The 20,108-nt window shown below is 61.7% G+C and carries 23 protein-coding genes; 7 read left to right on the forward strand and 16 right to left on the reverse strand.

Annotated elements, in window-relative coordinates; all coding sequences use genetic code 11:
* Nucleotides 1-14 precede the first annotated feature (14 nt).
* From YA0848_RS09935 to tusD, 6 genes are all read right to left on the reverse strand, one after another.
* A complete protein-coding gene (locus YA0848_RS09935; RefSeq protein WP_169903545.1) occupies nucleotides 15-1,010 on the reverse strand; it encodes a glutathione S-transferase family protein in 996 nt (331 codons plus the stop codon).
* Nucleotides 1,011-1,098: 88 nt separating this feature from the next.
* Entirely contained in the window at nucleotides 1,099-2,082 is a 984-nt protein-coding gene (locus tag YA0848_RS09940; RefSeq protein WP_169903559.1) for a glycosyl transferase family protein, read from the reverse strand.
* 14 nt (nucleotides 2,083-2,096) lie between these two features.
* A complete protein-coding gene (locus YA0848_RS09945; protein WP_040268693.1) occupies nucleotides 2,097-2,432 on the reverse strand; it encodes a TusE/DsrC/DsvC family sulfur relay protein in 336 nt (111 codons plus the stop codon).
* Nucleotides 2,429-2,707, reverse strand: coding sequence for a sulfurtransferase complex subunit TusB (tusB, locus tag YA0848_RS09950; protein ID WP_169903544.1), 279 nt, complete (start codon nucleotides 2,705-2,707; stop codon nucleotides 2,429-2,431). The genes YA0848_RS09945 and tusB overlap by 4 nt, the downstream gene beginning before the upstream one ends.
* Nucleotides 2,707-3,057 (reverse strand): sulfurtransferase complex subunit TusC, encoded by a 351-nt coding sequence (tusC, locus tag YA0848_RS09955; protein ID WP_034114169.1) that lies wholly within the window; start codon nucleotides 3,055-3,057, stop codon nucleotides 2,707-2,709. The genes tusB and tusC overlap by 1 nt, the downstream gene beginning before the upstream one ends.
* A gap of 1 nt (nucleotide 3,058) precedes the next feature.
* Nucleotides 3,059-3,451, reverse strand: a complete 393-nt coding sequence (tusD, locus tag YA0848_RS09960; RefSeq protein WP_034098644.1) for a sulfurtransferase complex subunit TusD — start codon at nucleotides 3,449-3,451, stop codon at nucleotides 3,059-3,061.
* Between the two features lie 157 nt (nucleotides 3,452-3,608).
* On the opposite strand from tusD, the gene YA0848_RS09965 reads away from it, so the two are divergent.
* Nucleotides 3,609-4,784 (forward strand): CaiB/BaiF CoA transferase family protein, encoded by a 1,176-nt coding sequence (locus YA0848_RS09965; RefSeq protein ID WP_169903543.1) that lies wholly within the window; start codon nucleotides 3,609-3,611, stop codon nucleotides 4,782-4,784.
* Between the two features lie 285 nt (nucleotides 4,785-5,069).
* Here YA0848_RS09965 and YA0848_RS09970 read toward each other — a convergent pair whose 3' ends face one another.
* Nucleotides 5,070-5,564 carry a SprT family zinc-dependent metalloprotease gene (locus YA0848_RS09970; RefSeq protein ID WP_034114164.1) on the reverse strand — a complete coding sequence of 165 codons (495 nt, stop codon included), beginning with the start codon at nucleotides 5,562-5,564 and terminating at the stop codon, nucleotides 5,070-5,072.
* Nucleotides 5,565-5,693: 129 nt separating this feature from the next.
* A complete protein-coding gene (locus YA0848_RS09975; RefSeq protein ID WP_034098638.1) occupies nucleotides 5,694-6,296 on the reverse strand; it encodes a Yip1 family protein in 603 nt (200 codons plus the stop codon).
* Between the two features lie 280 nt (nucleotides 6,297-6,576).
* Between YA0848_RS09975 and ttcA the strand changes: the two genes are divergently transcribed.
* Nucleotides 6,577-7,401 (forward strand): tRNA 2-thiocytidine(32) synthetase TtcA, encoded by an 825-nt coding sequence (gene ttcA / locus YA0848_RS09980; RefSeq protein ID WP_034098636.1) that lies wholly within the window; start codon nucleotides 6,577-6,579, stop codon nucleotides 7,399-7,401.
* A 67-nt stretch (nucleotides 7,402-7,468) separates the two neighbouring features.
* Nucleotides 7,469-8,140, forward strand: coding sequence for a DNA-3-methyladenine glycosylase I (locus YA0848_RS09985; RefSeq protein WP_169903542.1), 672 nt, complete (start codon nucleotides 7,469-7,471; stop codon nucleotides 8,138-8,140).
* A 49-nt stretch (nucleotides 8,141-8,189) separates the two neighbouring features.
* On the opposite strand, the gene YA0848_RS09990 is transcribed toward YA0848_RS09985, so the two are convergent.
* The 3 genes from YA0848_RS09990 to arsC are packed head-to-tail and all read right to left on the reverse strand — an operon-like array spanning nucleotide 8,190 to nucleotide 9,542.
* Entirely contained in the window at nucleotides 8,190-8,594 is a 405-nt protein-coding gene (locus YA0848_RS09990) for a DUF2069 domain-containing protein (protein WP_034098632.1), read from the reverse strand.
* Nucleotides 8,578-9,192, reverse strand: coding sequence for an NAD(P)H:quinone oxidoreductase (gene wrbA, locus YA0848_RS09995; RefSeq protein WP_034098630.1), 615 nt, complete (start codon nucleotides 9,190-9,192; stop codon nucleotides 8,578-8,580). Before wrbA ends, YA0848_RS09990 begins: the two co-directional genes overlap by 17 nt.
* Nucleotides 9,189-9,542 (reverse strand): arsenate reductase (glutaredoxin), encoded by a 354-nt coding sequence (gene arsC / locus YA0848_RS10000; RefSeq protein WP_034098628.1) that lies wholly within the window; start codon nucleotides 9,540-9,542, stop codon nucleotides 9,189-9,191. Before arsC ends, wrbA begins: the two co-directional genes overlap by 4 nt.
* A gap of 115 nt (nucleotides 9,543-9,657) precedes the next feature.
* On the opposite strand from arsC, the gene YA0848_RS10005 reads away from it, so the two are divergent.
* Nucleotides 9,658-10,119 (forward strand): TlpA disulfide reductase family protein, encoded by a 462-nt coding sequence (locus tag YA0848_RS10005; protein ID WP_034098627.1) that lies wholly within the window; start codon nucleotides 9,658-9,660, stop codon nucleotides 10,117-10,119.
* A 71-nt stretch (nucleotides 10,120-10,190) separates the two neighbouring features.
* On the opposite strand, the gene YA0848_RS10010 is transcribed toward YA0848_RS10005, so the two are convergent.
* The 4 genes from YA0848_RS10010 to YA0848_RS10025 all read right to left on the reverse strand — a co-directional run bounded on the left by YA0848_RS10010 (nucleotide 10,191) and on the right by YA0848_RS10025 (nucleotide 14,889).
* Nucleotides 10,191-10,595: an META domain-containing protein gene (locus tag YA0848_RS10010; protein WP_034098625.1), complete on the reverse strand. Its 405-nt coding sequence runs from the start codon at nucleotides 10,593-10,595 to the stop codon at nucleotides 10,191-10,193.
* Complete coding sequence (locus YA0848_RS10015) at nucleotides 10,592-11,032, reverse strand: hypothetical protein (RefSeq protein WP_034098623.1); 441 nt, start codon at nucleotides 11,030-11,032, stop codon at nucleotides 10,592-10,594. The genes YA0848_RS10010 and YA0848_RS10015 overlap by 4 nt, the downstream gene beginning before the upstream one ends.
* Before the next feature lie 71 nt (nucleotides 11,033-11,103).
* Complete coding sequence (locus tag YA0848_RS10020) at nucleotides 11,104-12,093, reverse strand: 2-hydroxyacid dehydrogenase (protein ID WP_169903541.1); 990 nt, start codon at nucleotides 12,091-12,093, stop codon at nucleotides 11,104-11,106.
* Between the two features lie 42 nt (nucleotides 12,094-12,135).
* Nucleotides 12,136-14,889 (reverse strand): response regulator, encoded by a 2,754-nt coding sequence (locus YA0848_RS10025; protein ID WP_034098619.1) that lies wholly within the window; start codon nucleotides 14,887-14,889, stop codon nucleotides 12,136-12,138.
* Between the two features lie 205 nt (nucleotides 14,890-15,094).
* Here YA0848_RS10025 and YA0848_RS10030 point away from each other — a divergent pair, with 205 nt between their 5' ends.
* Entirely contained in the window at nucleotides 15,095-15,811 is a 717-nt protein-coding gene (locus YA0848_RS10030; RefSeq protein WP_034114157.1) for a response regulator transcription factor, read from the forward strand.
* Nucleotides 15,798-17,168, forward strand: a complete 1,371-nt coding sequence (locus tag YA0848_RS10035) for a sensor histidine kinase (RefSeq protein WP_169868736.1) — start codon at nucleotides 15,798-15,800, stop codon at nucleotides 17,166-17,168. Before YA0848_RS10030 ends, YA0848_RS10035 begins: the two co-directional genes overlap by 14 nt.
* A gap of 3 nt (nucleotides 17,169-17,171) precedes the next feature.
* On the opposite strand, the gene YA0848_RS10040 is transcribed toward YA0848_RS10035, so the two are convergent.
* Nucleotides 17,172-17,687, reverse strand: a complete 516-nt coding sequence (locus YA0848_RS10040; RefSeq protein ID WP_184315858.1) for a DUF2062 domain-containing protein — start codon at nucleotides 17,685-17,687, stop codon at nucleotides 17,172-17,174.
* A gap of 134 nt (nucleotides 17,688-17,821) precedes the next feature.
* Here YA0848_RS10040 and YA0848_RS10045 point away from each other — a divergent pair, with 134 nt between their 5' ends.
* Nucleotides 17,822-20,047, forward strand: a complete 2,226-nt coding sequence (locus tag YA0848_RS10045; protein ID WP_169903540.1) for a DNA internalization-related competence protein ComEC/Rec2 — start codon at nucleotides 17,822-17,824, stop codon at nucleotides 20,045-20,047.
* The last annotated feature ends 61 nt before the right edge of the window (nucleotides 20,048-20,108 follow it).

The following is a 20,108-nucleotide window of genomic DNA, read 5'->3' on the forward strand; positions in this document are numbered from 1 at the left end:
GCCAGGCTGTTGGATCAGCTCCACACCCCTTTTCCGCTCAACCGCCGCCGATCGTGCACGGTATCGAACGTCTGCAATGGTCCTTTCGGCACAATCCCCGTTGGGTTGATGGTGCGGTGGCTGGCGTAGTAGTGCCCTTTGATGTGTTCGAAATCCACCGTCTCGGCCACGCCAGGCCACTGATACATTTCCCTCAGCCAATTGGACAGGTTCGCGTAATCGGCAATGCGCCGCAGATTGCATTTGAAGTGGCTGTAATACACCGCATCAAAACGAATCAGCGTAGTGAACAGCCGCACATCGGCTTCGGTCAGGTATTCCCCGGCCAGGTAGCGATGCTCGCCCAGATGCCGTTCCAAGTGATCCAGCTCGGCAAATACATCGTCGAAAGCACTTTCATAGGCTTGCTGCGAGGTGGCGAAGCCCGCGCGATACACGCCGTTGTTGACCGCCGGATAGATCCGCGCGTTCAGTGCGTCGATGGTCGGGCGCAACGGCTCAGGGTAGAAGTCCAGGGCGTTGCCAGTCAGCCCGTTGAACGCGCTGTTGAACATGCGGATGATCTCCGCCGATTCGTTGCTGACGATACGCTGGAGTTGCTTGTCCCACAGCACCGGTACGGTAACGCGTCCAGTGTAGTCGGACGTGTCGGCGGTGTAGCGTTGGTGCATGTAGGCAAAGTCGTCGAGTCGATCACCAGTTGAGCCTGTGGCCTTATCGAAGGTCCAGCCGTTTTCCAGCATCAGCCAGCTGACCACCGACACGTCGATCAGGCTTTCCAGGCCCTTGAGCTTGCGCAGGATCAACGTGCGATGTGCCCACGGGCAGGCCAGGGAAACGTAGAGGTGATAGCGCCCGGCTTCGGCCTTGAAGCCGCCCTCGCCACTGGGGCCAGGCTGGCCGTCGGCGGTGACCCAGTTGCGGCGTTGCGCCTGTTCGCGCTGGAAAGCGCCATCCGCGCTACTTTCGTACCATTGGTCTTTCCAGTGTCCTTCGATCAGCAAACCCATGACTGGCTCCTCGACTAATAAGCGTTGGAGCCCAGTCTAAAGATCAGGGTTCGATTTAAAAGCGCAAAGACTGCGGGTCACTTATCGATTAAATCGATCTATCCCGCGTTTGCCAGTAAGCCTCCGCCATCGCAAACGCCTGTTCGCGGGGGTGCCCAAGGCCGCGCAGCGCCAGTGCCATGGTGGCGATCAGCGCCAGTTGCGGATAGCTGTCCTCGACATCGCCGCGCCATACGGCTTTGAGGTGTTCAGGCTCCAGGGTTGCCGGCTTGACGTGGCGTTGGACGGACAGCGCGGGCCATTCTTCGTCCCAGCTCTGGCCGCCGGTGGTGCCGTAGAGATGGCTGAGGGTATCGGGGTTGATTTCGATCTCGCCGCCATCGCCCTTGACCACGATCACCGTGTCGCCCAGCAGGCCGCTGGCATCGCGGTGCACGCCTTGGTAACCGGGGTGGAAAATGCTTTGCAGACCGCACCGAGCGTTCAGCGGGTTGAGCAGGCGCGCCAGGGAGTGGATCGGCGAGCGCAGGCCCAGGGTGTTGCGCAGGTCGATCATGCGCTGCAGCTGCGGCGCCCAATCGCCCAGCGGAATAAACGCCAGGTTGCCTTGGGCAAACGCGGCCTCCACCTGCTGCCAGTCGCGGCACAGCGGAATCTGCAAGCCGTGCAGTAATTGCTCGGTGTACAGGCGCCCGGCGGTGTGCGCGCCGCCGCCGTGCATCAGGATACGCACGCCATTTTGTGCCAGGCACTTGGCGGCCAGCAGGAACCACGGCAGGTGGCGCTTTTTACCGGCATAGCTGGGCCAGTCGATATCGACGTTCAGCGCCGGGGCGTTGAGACGCTCGCGTACCGCCTCGGTAAAGCCGGCGAGCTCTTCCGGGCTTTCCTCCTTATGCCGCAGCAGCATCAGAAATGCGCCGAGTTGGGTGTCCTCGACTTTTTCGTCGAGCAACATGCCCATCGCCTCGCGGGCTTCTTCACGGGTGAGGTTGCGCGCACCGCGCTTGCCTTTGCCCAGGATGCGTACGAACTGCGCAAAGGGGTGCTCGGCAGGGGTTTGCAGGGTCAGCGGGGCAAAGTCGGTCATAAGCAATTCGTCGGCCTGGGCAGGCCCGCCAGCTTGGCGGCGAGTTTGGCGGGAGTGCCGTTGAACAGTTTGTTGAGGTGCAGGCTGTTGCCCTTTTCGGGGCCCAGCTTCAAGGCGGTGTATTTGATCAGCGGGCGCGTGGCCGGGGACAGTTGGAATTGGGCGTAGAACTCGCGCAGCAGGTTGAGGACCTGCCAGTGGTCCGGCGTCAGTTCCAAGGCCTCGGCGGCGGCCAGGGCGTTGGCGACTTCGACGGACCAGTCATTCAGGTCGACCAGGTAGCCGTCCTTGTCCAGTTCCAGGCTGCGCGAACCGACGGTGAGCGTATTCATAGCCAGGTATTGACCTTGTCGTAATCGATCGACAACTGCACGAACCCCGAATAATCCACGCTGCTGGCCCAGTCCGGCACTGGCAGGTTGCGCGCCTGGCTGTCTTCGGCCAGCACAAAGACTTTCACGCCTTGACTGTGCAGCGCCGGGTTGTGCAGGGCGTAGGCGCCGTCACCGCACAGCAGGATTGCGTCCTTGGCGCCGCATACCCTTAGGCAACTGGCCAGGCGACTATCGGTAAAGGGCGAGTGGGAAACCACATGGAGAGTCGACATCAGAGGGTTATCACCTGATCGTAACGGTCAATCAATTGGGAAATCGCAGCGCTGTCCACAGGCTGCGCGCTGGCGGGTGGGGTGAGCCCACGTTCCGTGAGACTGTGGCTACAGGCGAACACGTCGTCGATGCCAAACAGCCCTAGGGCCTGCAGGTTGGCACTTAGGTCTTTTTGCTGAACGGCTTTGGCGTCCTGGCCGGGCGCCAGTTGAAACACGCCGTCGTCCATAAACAGCAGGCCGATCGGCAAATCGAAGGCTCCGCCGGCCAGTACGATGTCCAGCGCTTCCCGCGCGCTGGGCCCAGACCAGGGCGCCTGGCGGCTGATCACCAATAGGGATTTGGACATGTCACGGCCCTCCAAAGCAGATCAGGCGGTCGGCGGCCTGGGCAGCGTCGTGCAGTTGGCCAAGGCCCGAGAGGGCCCAGGGGGCCTCCAGGTTCACCGCGCTGCGTTGATAGCGCGTGGCCTCTTCGGCATTGAGCACGCCTCGGCGCAGGGCAGCGGCGATGCACACCACGCCATCGAGCTGATGCTGGCTGACAAACTCACGCCACTGGCGCGCGATGTCCTGCTCATCCTGGGGGGCGACGATGCTATTGGCCGCGCTGTAAACGCCGTCCTGATAGAAAAACAGCCGCACAATCTCATGCCCGCCGGCGAGCGCAGCCTGGGCAAACAGCAGGGCACGGCGCGAAGAAGGCGCATGGGCGGCGGAAAACAAGGCAATCGCAAACTTCATGGAACACTCGGCAAGCAAACGTGGGGCAATGATAAAGCCGACTGCGCGAAAAAGCCCGCCGTGATCAAAACGGTCAGTGTCGCTGACCGTTCTGACGATTGCCGATAGGCGCCAGGCTGCCTAGGCTGTGGGAACTCGCAACCCTACAGGAGTCCCTATGTCCGGTCCCTTGGCGTCCCTTAAAGTGCTGGATTTTTCCACCTTGCTGCCCGGCCCGTTTGCTTCATTGATGTTGGCGGACATGGGCGCCGAGGTGCTACGCATCGAGTCGCCCACGCGTCCGGACCTGTTGCGCGTGCTGCCGCCCCATGACCGGGGCACTTCGGCGAGCCACGCTTACCTCAATCGCAATAAACGCAGCCTGGCGCTGGACCTCAAGCAGGCCGAGGCGCTGGAGATCGTGCGCACGCTGGTGGCGGATTACGACATTGTGCTCGAACAGTTCCGCCCCGGCGTGATGGAGCGCCTGGGGCTGGGGTATGAGGCATTGAAGGCGATCAACCCGCGGTTGATCTACGTGTCGATCACCGGCTATGGCCAGACCGGCCCCTACAAGGACCGCGCTGGCCACGATATCAATTACCTGGCACTGGCCGGCGTGGCCAGTTACACCGGGCGTCAGGACAGCGGGCCGTTACCTCTGGGCGTGCAAGTTGCGGACGTGGGGGGCGGCTCTCTGCACGCGGTGGTCGGTTTGCTGGCGGCGGTGATCGCGCGGCAGCAGAGTGGGGTGGGGCAATACCTGGATGTGAGCATGACGGACTGCTCGTTCAGCCTCAATGCCATGGCTGGCGCGGGGTATCTGGCGTGCGGTGTGGAGCCGGAATGGGAAAGCCAGGTGCTCAATGGCGGCAGTTTCTACGATTACTACCGCACGCGGGACGGGCGCTGGATGTCGGTGGGTAGCCTGGAGCCTGCTTTCATGCAGGCTCTGTGCGCAGCCTTGGGCCGGCACGAGTTGGCGGCGCACAGCCTCAAGCCCGAGCAGCAACGCGTTCTTAAACAGGCGTTGCAGGTGGAATTCGAGAAGCGCAGTTTCGATGAGCTATGTGAATTGTTTGCCGGGTTGGATGCGTGTGTGGAGCCTGTGCTGACGCTCAGTGAAGCCGTGGCTCATCCGCAGCTAAAGGCGCGGGCGTTGGTCAGCCAAGTACCCAGAGGCGATGGCTCAAGCCAGGCGCAGATTGCCTGCCCGCTGAAGTTTTCAGAAGGGTTGCCGGCGCCTCGACACATTGGCGTAGCCGTGGGCGCACACAGCGATGAAGTGTTGGCGGAGCTGGGTTTCAGTGTTCAGCGGATAGCCGAATTGCGGCGCAGCAAGGTGGTCGGTTGAATGACCCACTGCTATCGGTGCATGGGTATGCACCCATCTTCAGTGAAAACCTCAACTATCAAAGGTGGGAGGGGGCTTGCCCCCGATGGCGGTGGGGCAGTGGCAGATAAACTGACAGACCCACTGCTATCGAGGGCAAGCCCCCTCCCACCTTTTGAGCCGGTTCTTTCAGTTAATACTGGTGATACCTAGGGCTAGTAGGGCAAGCCCCTTGCCACATTTTAATCGGTTGCTCTGCTCTAAATGGGCGCTTGCCTCGATAGCGCCCGATGACCACCGACCCCATCACTCCACGCGAGTTTCTCCGGTAAACACCAGTGTCTGCCGACACCGCCGGCATAAATACCTGCGCCCCTGACGCACTAGGCCGTGACGCTGTGAGGAAAATGGAAAATCGCTGTCGGCACACGGGCAACGGTAGATGTAGCGCGTTACCTGGCGCCGTTTCACCGCGTAGGTATGGCAGCGGTCCGGCGGCAGTTCGTACACGCCGCGCATGATCAATTGCCATTCTTCGCCATGGGGCTGGATGCGCTCGCCGAATAGTTGGTGGGCGATCAGGTGGGCCACTTCATGGGCCACGGTCTGCTTGAGGAAGTGTTGGCTGTTTTCCTGGTAAAGCTGGGGGTTGAAGCGCAGCAGGTTCTCGTGCAAATGCGCGACGCCGGCCTTTTGACCGCGCAGCTTGAGGCTGACTTGGGGACGCTTGAAGTTTCGTTTGAAAAAGGACTCGGCTAGCTGGAAACACTCTTCGACGCGGGTATTGAGTTGCTCGGGCATGCTGTATCTATCTCCAGAGACGCCCAGTATGCCGTAAAACCAGGTGTTTCCGAATCTGTCAGGCGCCGAATGGTCGTGCCAGACGCACAAGGCCACCTTGCGGTGGCCCTGCCTGCGCGGTGGTGTGCGTCAGTTGGTGTAGATCGGCCCAACGCCCAGGCCCCAGACAATCACGGTAAACGCCATGATCGCCACCAGCACCACCAGCCCTACGGCCAGTATGGAGCTGGAAAACAGGAAGCCTTCATCCGGATCGATGCTCATAAAGGTCGGCACGCCGACATACAACAGGTACACCGTGTAGCAGATCGCCGCCGTCCCCACGACCATGCCCAACCACATGTGCGGGTACAAGGCCGCCAGCCCGCCGATAAACAACGGCGTCGCGGTATAAGTGGCGAAGGCCACACAGCGCGCCATGCTGGGGTTGGCGTCATAGGTGCGCGCCATCCAGTGGATAAAGGCGCCCATCACCGCCACGCCGGCGAGCATCGCCGCGTAGGACATGATGGTCATCCACAATGCGCTTTCCTGGGTCAGCATAACGGGGGCGCGGTTGCCGATGACCCAGCCGACCTGGGTGGTGCCGATAAAGGCCGATAGGGCGGGGATCGCCGCCAGGATCAGCGTGTGAGTGAGGTACATGTGGCCGATGCTTTCTTCTTTATCGCCACGGATTTCCCGCCATTCCTGGTCGGGATGGGTAAACAGCCCCACGACGTGATGGATCATGCCAGTCACTCCTGTCGTTATTACTATCGCCCCCCAACGGAGCGCCCACGGGCCAGTTGGCCTGAAAGGTCTGGATAGCTTGTGCGCGACCTTATGTCGCAGTATAGGAATGGATGACCGGAAAAACTGTAAGGCCTTTAGAGCATATTGCACTGTAAACATTGGGCTTAATCGCGGCAGGCTCTGTAGAAGGAGCAATATAAGCGCGCATTGGACTCGCTGGCGCATACCGGTAAAATGCTGCGCTTTTCGTCACACACCTCAAGCGGATCCAAGCGCCATGGGCACTCTTACGGTCAACCAGAACAAACTGCAAAAACGCCTGCGTCGCCTGGCCGGTGAAGCGGTCGCCGATTTCAACATGATCGAGGACGGCGACAAGGTGATGGTCTGCCTCTCCGGAGGCAAAGACAGCTACACCATGCTTGACGTGCTGCTGCACCTGCAAAAGGTCGCGCCGATCAAGTTCGAGATCGTTGCCGTCAACATGGACCAGAAACAACCGGGCTTCCCCGAGCATGTGCTGCCGGCCTACCTGAAAGAGTTGGGCATCGAGTATCACATCGTCGAAAAAGACACCTACTCGGTGGTCAAGGAACTGATTCCGGAAGGCAAAACCACCTGTTCGCTGTGCTCGCGCCTGCGCCGTGGCACGCTCTACACCTTCGCCGATGAGATCGGCGCGACCAAAATGGCCTTGGGGCATCACCGCGACGATATCGTCGAGACGTTTTTCCTCAATATGTTCTTCAATGGTTCGCTCAAGGCCATGCCGCCCAAGCTGCGCGCCGATGACGGGCGCAACGTGGTGATTCGTCCGTTGGCCTACTGCAATGAGAAAGACATCCAGGCCTATTCCGACTTCAAGCAATTCCCGATCATCCCGTGCAACCTCTGCGGCTCCCAGGAAAACCTGCAACGCCAGGTGGTCAAGGAGATGCTGCAGGACTGGGAGCGCAAGACCCCGGGACGTACCGAAAGCATTTTCCGCAGCCTGCAGAATGTGATCCCGTCGCAGTTGGCCGATCGTAACCTGTTCGACTTCACCAGCCTGAAGATCGACGAGACCGCCGCGTCGCGCTTCGTTAATGTGGTGAACCTCTGAGCCGTTTCAAGGCTCTGACACACGGCGCTTGCGGGCGCCGTTTTCAATTCCACTGCCAGGAGAGGGCATGCGCGATTACAAGTGGCTGCACGAATATTGTCTGAACCGCTTCGGCTCGGCGGCCAAACTGGAAGCCCATCTGCCGGCTCCCAAGACCCCGGCGCAATTACGCAAGATCAGTGATGATCGCTACCTGTCGACCCTGGCGCTGCGGGTGTTCCGGGCCGGGCTCAAGCACAGCGTGGTAGATGCCAAATGGCCAGCCTTCGAGCAGGTGTTCTTTGGCTTCGATCCGGAAAAAGTCGTGTTGATGGGCGCCGAGCACCTGGAACGCCTGATGCAGGACACCCGCATCATTCGTCATCTGGGCAAGCTCAAGAGCGTGCCGCGTAATGCGCAGATGATCCTGGATATCACTCAGGAAAAAGGCAGCTTCGGCGTGTTCATCGCCGATTGGCCGGTGACCGACATCGTTGGGCTGTGGAAATACTTGAGCAAGCACGGCCACCAGTTGGGTGGGCTATCGGCCCCGCGCTTTCTGCGCATGGTCGGCAAGGACACTTTTGTGCCCAGCGACGACGTAGTCGCGGCGTTGAATGCGCAGAAAATCGTCGACAAGGCCCCCACCAGCCTGCGCGATCTGGCGACGGTGCAGGGCGCGTTCAATCAATGGCATGCTGAGAGTGGTCGGCCGATGTGCCAGTTGTCGATGATGCTGGCGTACACCGTCAACCACTGACACATGCGGTGAGCGCAGCTCTCGTGGCGAGTCACCTCGCCACGGTGACTTACGCGGCCAGGCGCCGGTTCAACTGATGGCGCCATCGCACGTATAGCAGCGCGGTACAGAACACCGCCAGGCTTGCCAGCATTTCCAGCACGCCGAACCACTGCCGGTTCGGGTCGTACGCCGCCAGCGCGCCTTTGATGAAATACAGGTTCACCGCAAAGCACATCCATGAATGCCCGCGCGCGCTGCCGAGCAGCATGCCCGGTGCCAGAATCAGCAACGGCACCAACTCGATCAGCAGGATCACCCAAGGGCGTGCGCCGTGCAGGTCGGCAACGAACAGGTAATACCCGCACAACAACCCCACCAGCGCAAAAAACGCCAGCAGGCTCAATGCGCGTGCCACTTTGACCCGCGGCTCCAACCACGCTTGCGGGGGCAGTACTTTAGGCTTTTTGGCCACGGCCGTTCTCCAGCAACGTGGCGGTGTTGGCCAGGCGCAGGCCGAGGGCCTTGCACAGCGCCATTTCATGTGGGTCGAGCAGGCGTTTGCCGTCCGGCCCGGCATGGTGGCTGGCGCCGTACGGCGTGCCGCCGCCCTGGGTGTCGAGCAGGGCCTGTTCGCTGTAGGGCAGGCCGGTGATCAGCATGCCGTGATGCAGCAGCGGCAGCAGCATCGACATCAGTGTGGTTTCCTGGCCGCCATGCAGGCTGGCGGTGGAGGTGAACACCCCGGCGGGTTTGCCGACCAGGGCGCCGGTGAGCCACAGGTTGCTGGTGCCGTCGAGGAAGTACTTGAGCGGCGCGGCCATGTTGCCGAAACGCGTCGGGCTGCCGAGGGCCAGGCCCGAGCAGTTTTTCAAGTCATCGAGGCTGGCATACAACGCGCCTTCGTCAGGAATACTCGGCGCCACCGCTTCGCACTCGGTGGACACCGCCGGTACCGTGCGCAGGCGCGCTTCCATGCCGCCTAGTTCGATGCCCCGGGCAATATGCCGGGCCATTTCACTGACCGAGCCGTTACGGCTGTAATACAGCACCAGCACATAAGGCGCAGTCACGGCAGAATCTCCAATACGTTTTCCGGAGGACGGCCGATGATGGCCTTGTCGGCGGTTTCCAGGATCGGGCGTTCCATCAACTTGGGATGGGCGGCAATGGCGTCGATCAACTGGGTTTCACTGAGGTTGGGGTCAGAAAGGTTGAGGCTTTTGTATTCGTCTTCGCCGGTGCGCAGCAGTTGGCGCGCACTCAGGCCGAGTTTGCCCAGCAGGGCCTGGATTTGCGCGGCGTTGAGTGGGGTTTCCAGGTAGCGCACCACGGTCGGGGCGAGGCCGCGGGCTTCCAACAGTTCGAGAGCACCGCGGGATTTCGAGCAGCGCGGGTTGTGATAAAGCGTCAGATCGGTCATGTGCGGGTCGCATCTTGCAGGAGGTGGCGGGTATTCTACCTGCGCGGCGCCCGGTCCTTAAACCGTAAGAGGCATCCGGTCGCAGCCAACGTCTATTTTCACGAAGGATTACCCCATGACACGTCGACTGATCGGTGCATTGGCGATCATCACAACCCTGCTGCTCAGCGGCTGCGGGAATGACTATGGCATTGACCAATACGGCCAGAAAGTCGCGGCCGAGCGTTTGGACAAACAGTGGGTGGTGATCAACTACTGGGCGGAATGGTGTGGCCCGTGCCGCACGGAAATCCCTGAACTCAACGCTTTGGCCGAGCAGCTCAAAGGCCAGAATATCGGGGTGTTCGGGGTCAACTTCGACAATGTGCAGGGCGAAGAACTCAAGGCCGCCAGCGAGAAACTGGGGATCAAGTTCACAGTGCTGGCGCAGAACCCGGATGGCATCTTCGAGATCCCGCGCAGCGAAGCGCTGCCGGTGACTTACATCATCGATGACAAGGGTAAGGTGCGCGAGCAGTTGATGGGCGAGCAGACGGCCGAGGGGGTGCTGGCCAAGCTCAAGGCGTTGCGCGGTTAAAGCGACATATCAAAGCAACGGTGGGAGGGCTTTCCTCCCACCTTTAAATGTCCATCGGGTCAGAACCCGGATCAGCCTTCTTCGAGCCACAGGCGGATCGGCTTGCCTTCGGCCGGCCAGAAACGGGTCTGCTCGATGGGCGAGATGTCCCAGCGCTGCACGCCTTGCAGGGCCTGGAAGAAGCGGTGCTCCTGCTCCATCAAGGCTTCGGCGCAGAGTTTGCGGGTGCTTCCGATCTTGCCGAAGCTGAGTTTGTCGCCGTCCAGGGTGTAGGGCGCGAACCAGTGGTTGCAGCCACCATTGCCGTAGGCACGCCCGTCATTGCCGAGGGTGACGGTCAGGTGCGCGTAATCCATCAAGGGCCGCTCACCGATCCATTCCACCACGTAGCTGTGGTCCTGCTGGAGTTTGACCGCATCTCCCGCGCAGCCGGCCAAGCCGGCGCCGAGTGCGGCGAGCAACACCAGGCCTTTCATTGGGTGGCCTTCTGGCAGCTCGGGCAGCGGTGCTTGTCGCCTTCACTGGCCCAGCCCAACTCGGCAATGCGCGCGTTGGCGGCCGGTTGCAGCGGCTCTTTGGTCAGCTTGGTTTCCACGGCAAACTCAAACTCCAGCACGGCGTCGCAGCTGTCGCAGTTGACCTTCCAGGTGTGAATCTCCAGTTCGCCGAATTTCGGCCCTTGGGCCATGGCGACCCATTGGCCTGCCGGGCGGATGGAGTAACGCGCATCGCCTTCGACGGTAAGGCGCATCGACAAAGTTTTACTGCCGCGCAGGGTGACGATCAGGACGTCGCCATGCTTGATCGAACCACCGTTGCCGGTGACTTGGTAACGGCCCGGCACCAGGGCGCGGCATTCGATCAGGGTGTGTTGCGGGCTCAGCAAGCTGAAGCGGAAATCGTGTTCGGCCATGGATCCTCCAAATAGGCGCGGCATCCTATCACGGGTGCCGGCCTATCATGAGCGCGGTATGTGACCGCTGATCAACCTGCCACCTGGTTTTGCACACGACCGTCGGCCCACGCGGCGATATTGTCCAACGTAGTGGTGGCGATTGCCGCCAGGGCCTCGTGGGTCAGGAACGCCTGGTGGGCGGTGATGATCACATTGGGAAAGGTCAGCAGGCGCGCGAGTACGTCGTCCTGCAGGGGCAGGTCGGAGCGGTCTTCGAAAAACAGCTGGGCCTCTTCCTCATACACGTCCAGCCCCAGGTAGCCGAGTTGGCCGTCCTTGAGGGCTTCGATCAATGCGGGCGTGTCCACCAGGCCGCCACGGCCGGTGTTGATCAGCATCGCACCAGGCTGCATCTGCGCCAGGGACGCGGCGTTGATCAAGTGCTTGCTGTCGGCGGTGAGCGGGCAGTGCAGGCTGATGATCCGGGCTTGGGCGAGCAACTCGGGCAGGCTCACGTAATGTGCGCCGAGCGCCTGCACATCGGGATTGGGGAAGGGGTCATAGGCCAGCAGCGTGCAGCCGAATCCGGCCATGATCTTGGCGAAGGTTGCGCCGATCTGCCCGGTGCCGACCACGCCGACGGTCTTGCCCACCAAGTCGAATCCGGTCAAGCCGTGCAGGCTGAAATCGCCATCGCGGGTGCGGTTATAGGCACGATGCAAACGCCGATTGAGCGCCAGGATCAGCGCCACGGCGTGCTCGGCCACGGCGTGGGGCGAGTAGGCGGGCACGCGCACGATGGTCAGGCCCAGGCGTTTGGCGCTGGCCAGGTCGACATGGTTATAACCGGCCGAACGCAGCGCAATCAGGCGCGTACCGCCCTTGGCCAGGCATTCCAGCACCGGTGCGCTTAGGTCGTCGTTGATAAACGGGCAGACCACTTCGTGGTGCTCGGCCAGCGCCACGGTATCGAGATTCAGCCGTGCCGGCTGGAACTGCAGTTCCAGGCCCGCAGGCAGCGGGGCGCCGAGGAAGCTGTCGCGGTCGTAGGTTTGGCTGCTGAACAGAATCACGCGCATGGCAAAGCTCCCTGCAAGTTCAAATCAATGGAAAGGGACGCATCAGGCACTGACTCGCGCTTCACTGGCCAGGCGGGCAATGGCCATGTCCAGTTCGTCCAGCGCGTGCAGGGCCTTGGCATCGTCCTGCTTGAGCAGGGTTTCGGCGCGCTGGCAGGCGGCGCGCAGTTGCGGAACGCCACAGTAGCGCGTAGCGCCGTGCAGGCGGTGGACGCGTTCGATCAGCGCATTGTTGTCATTGGCTTCGCGGGCGATGCTGATGGCGGTCCGGTCGGCTTCCAGGGAGGCCAGCAACATGGCGAGCATGTCGGCGGCCAGGTCGGTTTTACCGGCGGCCAGACGCAGGCCTTCCTCGTGGTCTAGCACCGGCAGTTGCACGCCAGGAGCCAGGCCGTCAGTGGCGCGTTCCGGTGCCTGATTGCGCAGGGCCAGGCCCGTCCATTTGAGTACTACTTGGGCCAGTTGCCGTTCGCTGATGGGTTTGGTGAGGTAATCGTCCATGCCACTTTGCAGCAAGGCGCGTTTTTCGTTGGCCATGGCATGGGCCGTGAGCGCCACCACTGGCAGCGGCGAGCCATGACGCTCGCTCTCCCACTGACGAATCGCTTCGGTGCTCTGGCGACCGTCCATGCCCGGCATTTGCACGTCCATCAGCACCAAGTCGTAAGTCTCCTGCTTGACCGCGTCGACGGCGGCGTAACCGCTTTCCACTGCGTGCACCTTGGCACCCATATCCTCCAGCAACGTTTGCACCAGCAACAGGTTCGCCGGGTTGTCATCCACGCACAGCACCCGTGGCGCGCGGCTGGCCAGGGGCTCGCCCGGCTCGCTGCGCGAAGGGCGCGGGTTGATCAGGTCGGACAATGCCCGGCGCAGTTTGCGGGTGCATGCCGGTTTGGCCTGCAATTGGCTATTGGGGTTGGGCACCGACTGGTTGAACAGCATCTGTTCGGTGGTCGGGCATAGCACCAGCACTTTGCAGCCCAGGTGTTCGAGGTCCCACAGGTGCTGGTTGAGGCGCTCGGGGGGTATGTCGTTGGCGGTCACGCCGAGCACGGCCAGGTCGATAGCCTGCTCGGTCTGATGGGCGCTGGTAATGCCGTTGGTCAGACTTTCCAGGGTGTTGAACGGCGTGACCTCCAGGCCGCAATCTTCCAATTGGTGTTGCAGGGCCTGGCGCGCCAGTTCGTGGTTTTCCAGCACCGCCACGCGGTGGCCCAGCAGGGGCGCGCAGGGCAGGTCTTCAACGTCATCGCGGGTTTTGGGCAGGTTCAGGCTGATCCAGAATTCCGAGCCTTCGCCCGGCGTGCTGTCGACGCCGATTTCGCCGCCCATCTGTTCGATCAAGCGTTTGGAGATCACCAGCCCCAGGCCCGTGCCGCCGGGTTGACGCGACAACGAGTTGTCGGCCTGGCTGAAGGCTTGGAACAGCGCACGCACGTCCTGGCTGGAGAGGCCGATACCGGTGTCCTGCACGCTGATGCGCAGTTGCACGGTATCTTCCTGCTCGTCCTCGATCATCGCCCGAGCCACGATGGTGCCCTCGCGGGTGAACTTGATCGCGTTGCTGATCAGGTTGGTGAGGATCTGTTTGAGCCGCAGCGGGTCGCCCACCAGCGCCAGCGGCGTATCGCGGTAGACCAGGCTGACCAGTTCCAACTGCTTGGCATGGGCGGCGGGGGCGAGGATGGTCAGGGTGTCCTGGAGCAAATCGCGCAGGTTGAATGGAATGCTGTCGAGCACCAGTTTGCCGGCTTCTATTTTCGAGAAATCGAGAATTTCATTGATGATGCCCAGCAGGTTGTCGGCGGATTTTTCGATGGTGCCCAGGTAGTCGAGTTGGCGCGGCGTCAGCTCGCTTTTTTGCAGCAGGTGGGTAAAGCCGAGGATGCCGTTGAGGGGCGTGCGAATTTCATGGCTCATATTGGCCAGAAACTCCGACTTGATGCGGCTCGCCTCCAGGGCTTCCTTACGCGCCAAGTCCAGCTCGATATTCTGGATCTCGATGGTTTCCAGGTTCTGACGCACGTCTTCGGTGGCCTGGTCGATGCTGTGCTGCAATTCTTCCTGGGCATTCTGCAAGGTTTCGGCCATGCGGTTGATGCCCGAGGCGAGTTGATCCAGCTCCTGGCTGCCCAGGGCGGGCAGGCGGGTTTCCAGGTTGCCGTCCTTGAGCTGGGCCACGGCTTGCTTGATCAATCCGATCGGCGAGGTGATCGTGCGGCTGATACGCAGCGCCAGCGCGGCGGTGAAGATCAGCCCGATGGCGATCAGCAGCAGGCTGGCGAACAGGCTTCGATAGCCGCGCAGCAGCATGCCGTTGTGGGACAGTTCCACCTCGACCCAGCCCAGCAGGCGGTCGCTTTCGTCGGGGATCAGTTCGCCCGCCAGGTTGCGATGGCGGCCGAACACCGGCAGCAGGTAACGGGTGGCGTCGTTGCCCGTGCGCTGCAACAGATGCGAACTGTTGCCGACCGGCGCCTGATTGAGCATGGTCGGACCGGCGTGGGCGAGGGTGCTGCGGTCCGGCGCGAGGAACGATACAGTGCGTACGTCCTGCTGCTCCAGGGATTGGGTGGCGATGCGCTCCAGCAAATCGACGTTTTTATTGCCCAGGGCCGGCGCCACCAGCGGTGCCAATTGCTCGGCGATCATCTCGCCGCGCTGCAGCAACTGGGTTTGCAGCTCCGACAGCTGCATCCAGGTGAAATAACCGCCCAACAACAACGCCATCAGGCTGGTCGGCAATAAGGTCAGCAACAGTACGCGGCCTTTTATCCCCATTCTTCTAAGCACGCCACTCTCCTGCTACCACATTGGAATCAATCTTTCGCGCCGGCATCCGGCCTGCGCCACCTGCGCAGTGTAGCCATTTGCGCGGCGAGGAATCTCGCAAAATCATCACAGGAGTCAATCTTCGGGCCATTGGCCGGCGAGTGGCGATTGCCTGTGGCGGGGTAATCTTGAATAATCGGCGATTGAGAATGACTTGCAGACGCTAATGAATCCCGCAGCCAGTATCCTGACCATCGAAGATGACCCCGTGCTCGGCGCCTACGTCCATGAGGAGCTGGCGCGCAGTGGCTTTCAGGTTACATGGTGCCAGAACGGCCAGCAGGGCCTGGACATGGCGCGTGAGCGTGCTTTCGACGTGGTGTTGATGGATATTCTGCTGCCGGGGCTGGACGGCCTGTCGATCCTGACGTATTTGCGCAAAAGCCATTCGACCCCGGTGATTCTGATGTCGGCCTTGGGTGCCGAAGCCGACCGCATCAGCGGTTTTCGCCTGGGCGCGGACGACTACCTGCCCAAGCCTTTCAGTATGCTTGAGCTGCGCGTGCGCATTGAAGCGATCCTGCGCCGCGTGGCCCTGGACCGTCGGCCCCTGCCTACTCTGCCAGTGCGGCGCGAGGACGTGCCGAGCTTGCGCTTTGACGATGAGTTGGGTGATGTTTTTTACCTGCAACATGCCGCCGGCCTGACCCGTAGCGAATTCCGCCTGCTGGAAACCCTGCATCGCCATGCTGAGGAGGTCTTGAGCAAAGCCTTTCTTTATCAGCATGTGCTGCAACGCGGTTATGCCCCCCATGACCGTAGCCTGGACATGCATATCAGCCAGATCCGCCGCAAGCTCAAAGCCATCGGCTACAGCGAGCGCGAAGTGCGCACCGTCTGGGGCAAGGGTTATGTGTTGAGCGGTCACGATGACAGCCTTTGAACGACCGTTGAGACGCCTGCCGGGCAGGTACTCATTGTTCTGGAAACTGGCCTGCCTGTTGATCGCGTTCTGTTTGCTGATGATCTGGCTGAGCTGGTCCTGGGGTCGCTATATGGAGCAGCAGAATGCCTATCTGTCCGAGGAGGCGAAAACCACCCTGAGCGGGTACGCGGCGCAAGCGGAGCAGGCGTGGAACCTTGGCGGCCCTTTAGGCGTCGATGCCTGGCTGCAGGCCATGGGCAAGCGTGAAACCACTTGGATCGGCGTGATTGGCAACGACTTGCAATCGTTGAGCAGCTACCCCTTGAGTAGTGCGCAAAACCAGCGCCTGACCTTTTTACGCGGCTTGGACTGGCCGGTGAGTCGGCATGTCAAGGGGCTGCCCTGGCTGAAGATCGCGTTTCCCGGCGACCCGGAGGCCGGGTCGTTGGTGATCGAACTGCCACAGCGCTTTATGCCCGGTCGCTATCAAGTGTTCTGGCGGGTGGTGACCAACGGTGTGATCCCCGGTCTGTTCACCCTATTGCTGTGCATAGGCCTGTACCGCTTGCTGATCATGCCCCTCAATCAATTACGTGAGCAGGCCAACGCCTGGCGGGCCGACCAGTTGAATACGCGTCTGTCCCAGGATGCGACCAGTCGCCAGGATGAGTTGGGCGAGCTGGGCCGTGCTTTTGATCATATGTCCGAACGCTTGCAGGGGACCGTGGTGTTGCAACAGCAGTTGCTGCGCGATATGTCCCATGAACTGCGTACGCCTCTCAGTCGCTTGCGGGTGGCCTGTGACAGCGAGCAGGACCTCGTGCAACTGCGTCAACGCCTGGGCCGGGAAATCGATGCCATGCAGCGACTGGTGGAAGACAGCCTGCAATTGGCCTGGTTGGACGCCGAACGGACGCCGTTGACCAAAGAAACCATTCAGCTTCAGGCGTTGTGGGACATATTGCGTGAGAACGCATGCTTTGAAAGCGCTTGGCCAGCATCGCGCCTGCCGTGTTTGCTGGGCCCCGAGTGCTGGGTGCGGGGCAACCTGAATGGCTTGGCCCAGGCCCTGGAAAATATCCTGCGTAATGCCATACGCCACTCTCCAGCGGACGGGGTGGTGTGCCTGGACGGGCGGCGCGAGGGTGAGTACTGGCACCTATGGCTGGAAGATCAGGGTGGGGGGATCGATGAGCGGGACCTAGAACGCATTTTTGCGCCGTTCACGCGCCTGGACGGCTCTCGCCCCGGCGATGGTGGCTTCGGCCTGGGGCTGAGCATCGCGCGCAATGCGCTGCAACGTCAGGATGGCAGCCTATGGGCGGAAAACACCGGTGCGGGCCTGCGGGTACATCTGCGCCTGCTGGCGCTTTAGGTTTTACCCGCGCCGCTGTTTGCGTTTCTTCCATTGGTGGGCCACCCACCACCGCCAGTAACCCATGGTCAGGCAATAGGCCAATGCGCCCAGTACCAGGCCCAATACCACCGAACCCAGCAAAAACGGTTGCCACAAGGTGCTCAACTGGCCGCTGATCCATTCCCAGGTGAGGTCGTCGGGGAGGCTGCGCGCAGGGACGTTCATCAGCCAGGCGCCGGTCAGGTACGTGCAAATGAACACCACCGGCATAGTGATCGGGTTGGTCAGCCATACCAGGCTTATGGCGATCGGCATGTTGCCGCGCACCGTGATCGCGAGGATCGCCGCCAGCAGCATCTGCAACGGAATCGGAATGAACGCCGCAAACAGACCCACCGCCATCGCTCGAGCCACCGAGTGCCGATTCAGGTGCCAGAGGTTCGGGTCATGCAACAACGTACCGAGAAACTGTAATGACTTGTGTTCCCTGATACTGGTGGGGGCGGGCATGTACCGTTTGAATAAGCGCCGAGGCATAAGGGGTCCAGGTCGATTCGAGGGGCAAGTATGCCCGCATTCTATAAACAGGAAATTCAGACTTTGTGACAAAACATCATAGGCCGCGCCGAATGCACGGCTAAGACTGAATGGATCTCTCAAAAGGATGATCCATGAAGACAGGGATGTTCGCGCTTGCATCAGGGTTGCTTGCTCTGGTTTTTCTACCGGCACTGCCCGCCACGGGCTGGCTGATCGCCATGCTGGTGCTGGCGTTGATGGCGTTGCCATTTCGCACGTACCCGCTGGCGTTTTTTCTGATGGGGTTGAGTTGGGCGTGTTTCAGCGCGCAGTGGGCCTTGAATGATCGGCTGTCGCTGAAGCTGGATGGGCAGACGCGTTGGGTCGAGGGTTGGGTGGCCGGGTTACCGCAACAGACCGACGATGGCGTGCGCTTCGACCTGATCGACGGGCGGTCGCGTAAAGCCCGATTACCCCAGCGCATCCGCGTGTCCTGGCGCGGAGGTCCGCCCGTGCGCAGCGGTGAACGCTGGCGCCTGGCAATCAGCCTCAAACGACCGTCCGGATTACTGAATTTTCACGGCTTTGACCGCGAAGCCTGGCTGCTGGCCCGGCGCGTCGGTGCAACCGGCTCGGTAAAGGACGGTGAGCGCCTGGCCCCGGCGCGCAATGCGTGGCGCGAAGGCCTGCGTCAACGGTTGCTGGCCGTGGATGCCCAAGGCCGCGAGGCGGGCCTGGCCGCTTTGGTGCTGGGGGATGGCTCCGGTCTGTCCGCTACGGATTGGCAGATTCTGCAGGACACCGGCACCGTGCATCTGCTGGTGATTTCCGGGCAGCACATCGGCCTGTTGGCGGGGTTGATCTACGGCCTGGTTGCCGGGTTGGCTCGTTACGGAGTTTGGCCGCGAGGTTGGCCATGGCTACCCTGGGCGTGCGGCCTGGCCTTTGCCGCTGCGCTCAGTTACGGCTTGCTGGCCGGGTTCGGTGTGCCGGTGCAGCGCGCGTGCGTAATGGTGGGGTTGGTGCTGCTCTGGCGATTGCGCTTTCGCCATCTGGGCGTGTGGTGGCCGTTGCTGTTGGCCTTCAATGGGGTGCTGATCCTGGAACCCCTGGCCAGCCTGCAAGCGGGTTTCTGGCTGTCATTTGCGGCAGTGGCGGTGCTGATCCTGGCGTTCAGCGGCCGCTTAGGACCGTGGAGCCCTTGGCAGGTGTGGACCCGCCCGCAATGCGTGATCGCCATCGGGCTGTTTCCGGTATTGTTGGTGCTGGGGTTGCCCATCAGTATGAGTGCGCCGCTGGCCAATCTTGTGGCGGTGCCGTGGATCAGCCTGATGGTGCTGCCACTAGCGCTGCTGGGCGCTGCGCTGTTGGCGGTGCCCTTCGTGGGGGAGGGTTTGTTGTGGCTGGCGGGTGGCGCGTTGCAGGGGTTATTCGTCGGCTTGGGTTGGCTCGCCGAGTACGCGCCCGCTTGGGTACCGGCGCAGGTGCCCTGGGCGGCCTGGCTGATCAGCCTGCTCGGCGCGGTGTTGCTGTTATTGCCCAAAGGCGTGCCGCTGCGCCTGCTGGGTTGGCCGATGCTGTTGCTGGCCGTGTTCCCTCCTCGAGAACCGGTGCCCTATGGGCAGGTCGAGGTGCTGCAGTTGGACGTCGGTCAAGGGCAATCGCTGATTCTGCGCACACGCAATCACACCCTGGTTTACGATGCTGGCCCACGTTCGGGAGCGCTCGACCTCGGCGCGCGCGTGGTGCTGCCGTCGTTGAAAAAACTCGGCGTGGGCAGCTTGGACCTGCTATTGCTCAGCCATGCCGATGCCGATCACGCGGGGGGCGCGGCCGCATTGGCCCGAGGCATGCCGATCAGGCGCGTGGTAGGCGGCGAAACCGAGGGCTTGCCGGCGTTTTTGGGCACCCAGCCTTGTGTCAGTGGCGAGCAGTGGCAATGGGACGGAGTCATGTTTGAAATGTGGCAGTGGCCTGATGCTATTGGCGGCAACGCGAAATCCTGCGTCTTGCAGGTGCAAGCCAACGGTGAGCGTCTGCTGCTGACCGGCGATATCGATCGCGACGCTGAACGGGCGCTGCTCAACTCGCCGCTGGCGGTGCCCACCGACTGGCTGCAAGCGCCGCATCATGGCAGTCGAAGTTCGTCCTCCAGGCCTTTCTTGCAACGGCTGGCACCCCGGTCTGTGCTTATTTCACGCGGGCGCGGTAACGCCTTCGGTCATCCCCATCCGCAGGTCATGGAGCGCTATCGGGCACTCGGCAGTCGGGTCTATGACAGTGCCGAACAAGGCGCTGTACGCGTGCAATTAGGGGCGTTTGCCGAACCGGTCGTTGCCCGTGGTCAACGGCGTTTCTGGCGCGAACGGTTACCCTGACGGTGTAAGCGCGAAGGTCGTCGGCGGTGCCACGCTCGACGAACCCCGCTGCGGAACCTAT

The organism is Pseudomonas sp. S4_EA_1b (assembly GCF_016307435.1).
GTDB classification, from domain to species: Bacteria; Pseudomonadota; Gammaproteobacteria; order Pseudomonadales; family Pseudomonadaceae; genus Aquipseudomonas; species Aquipseudomonas rhodesiae.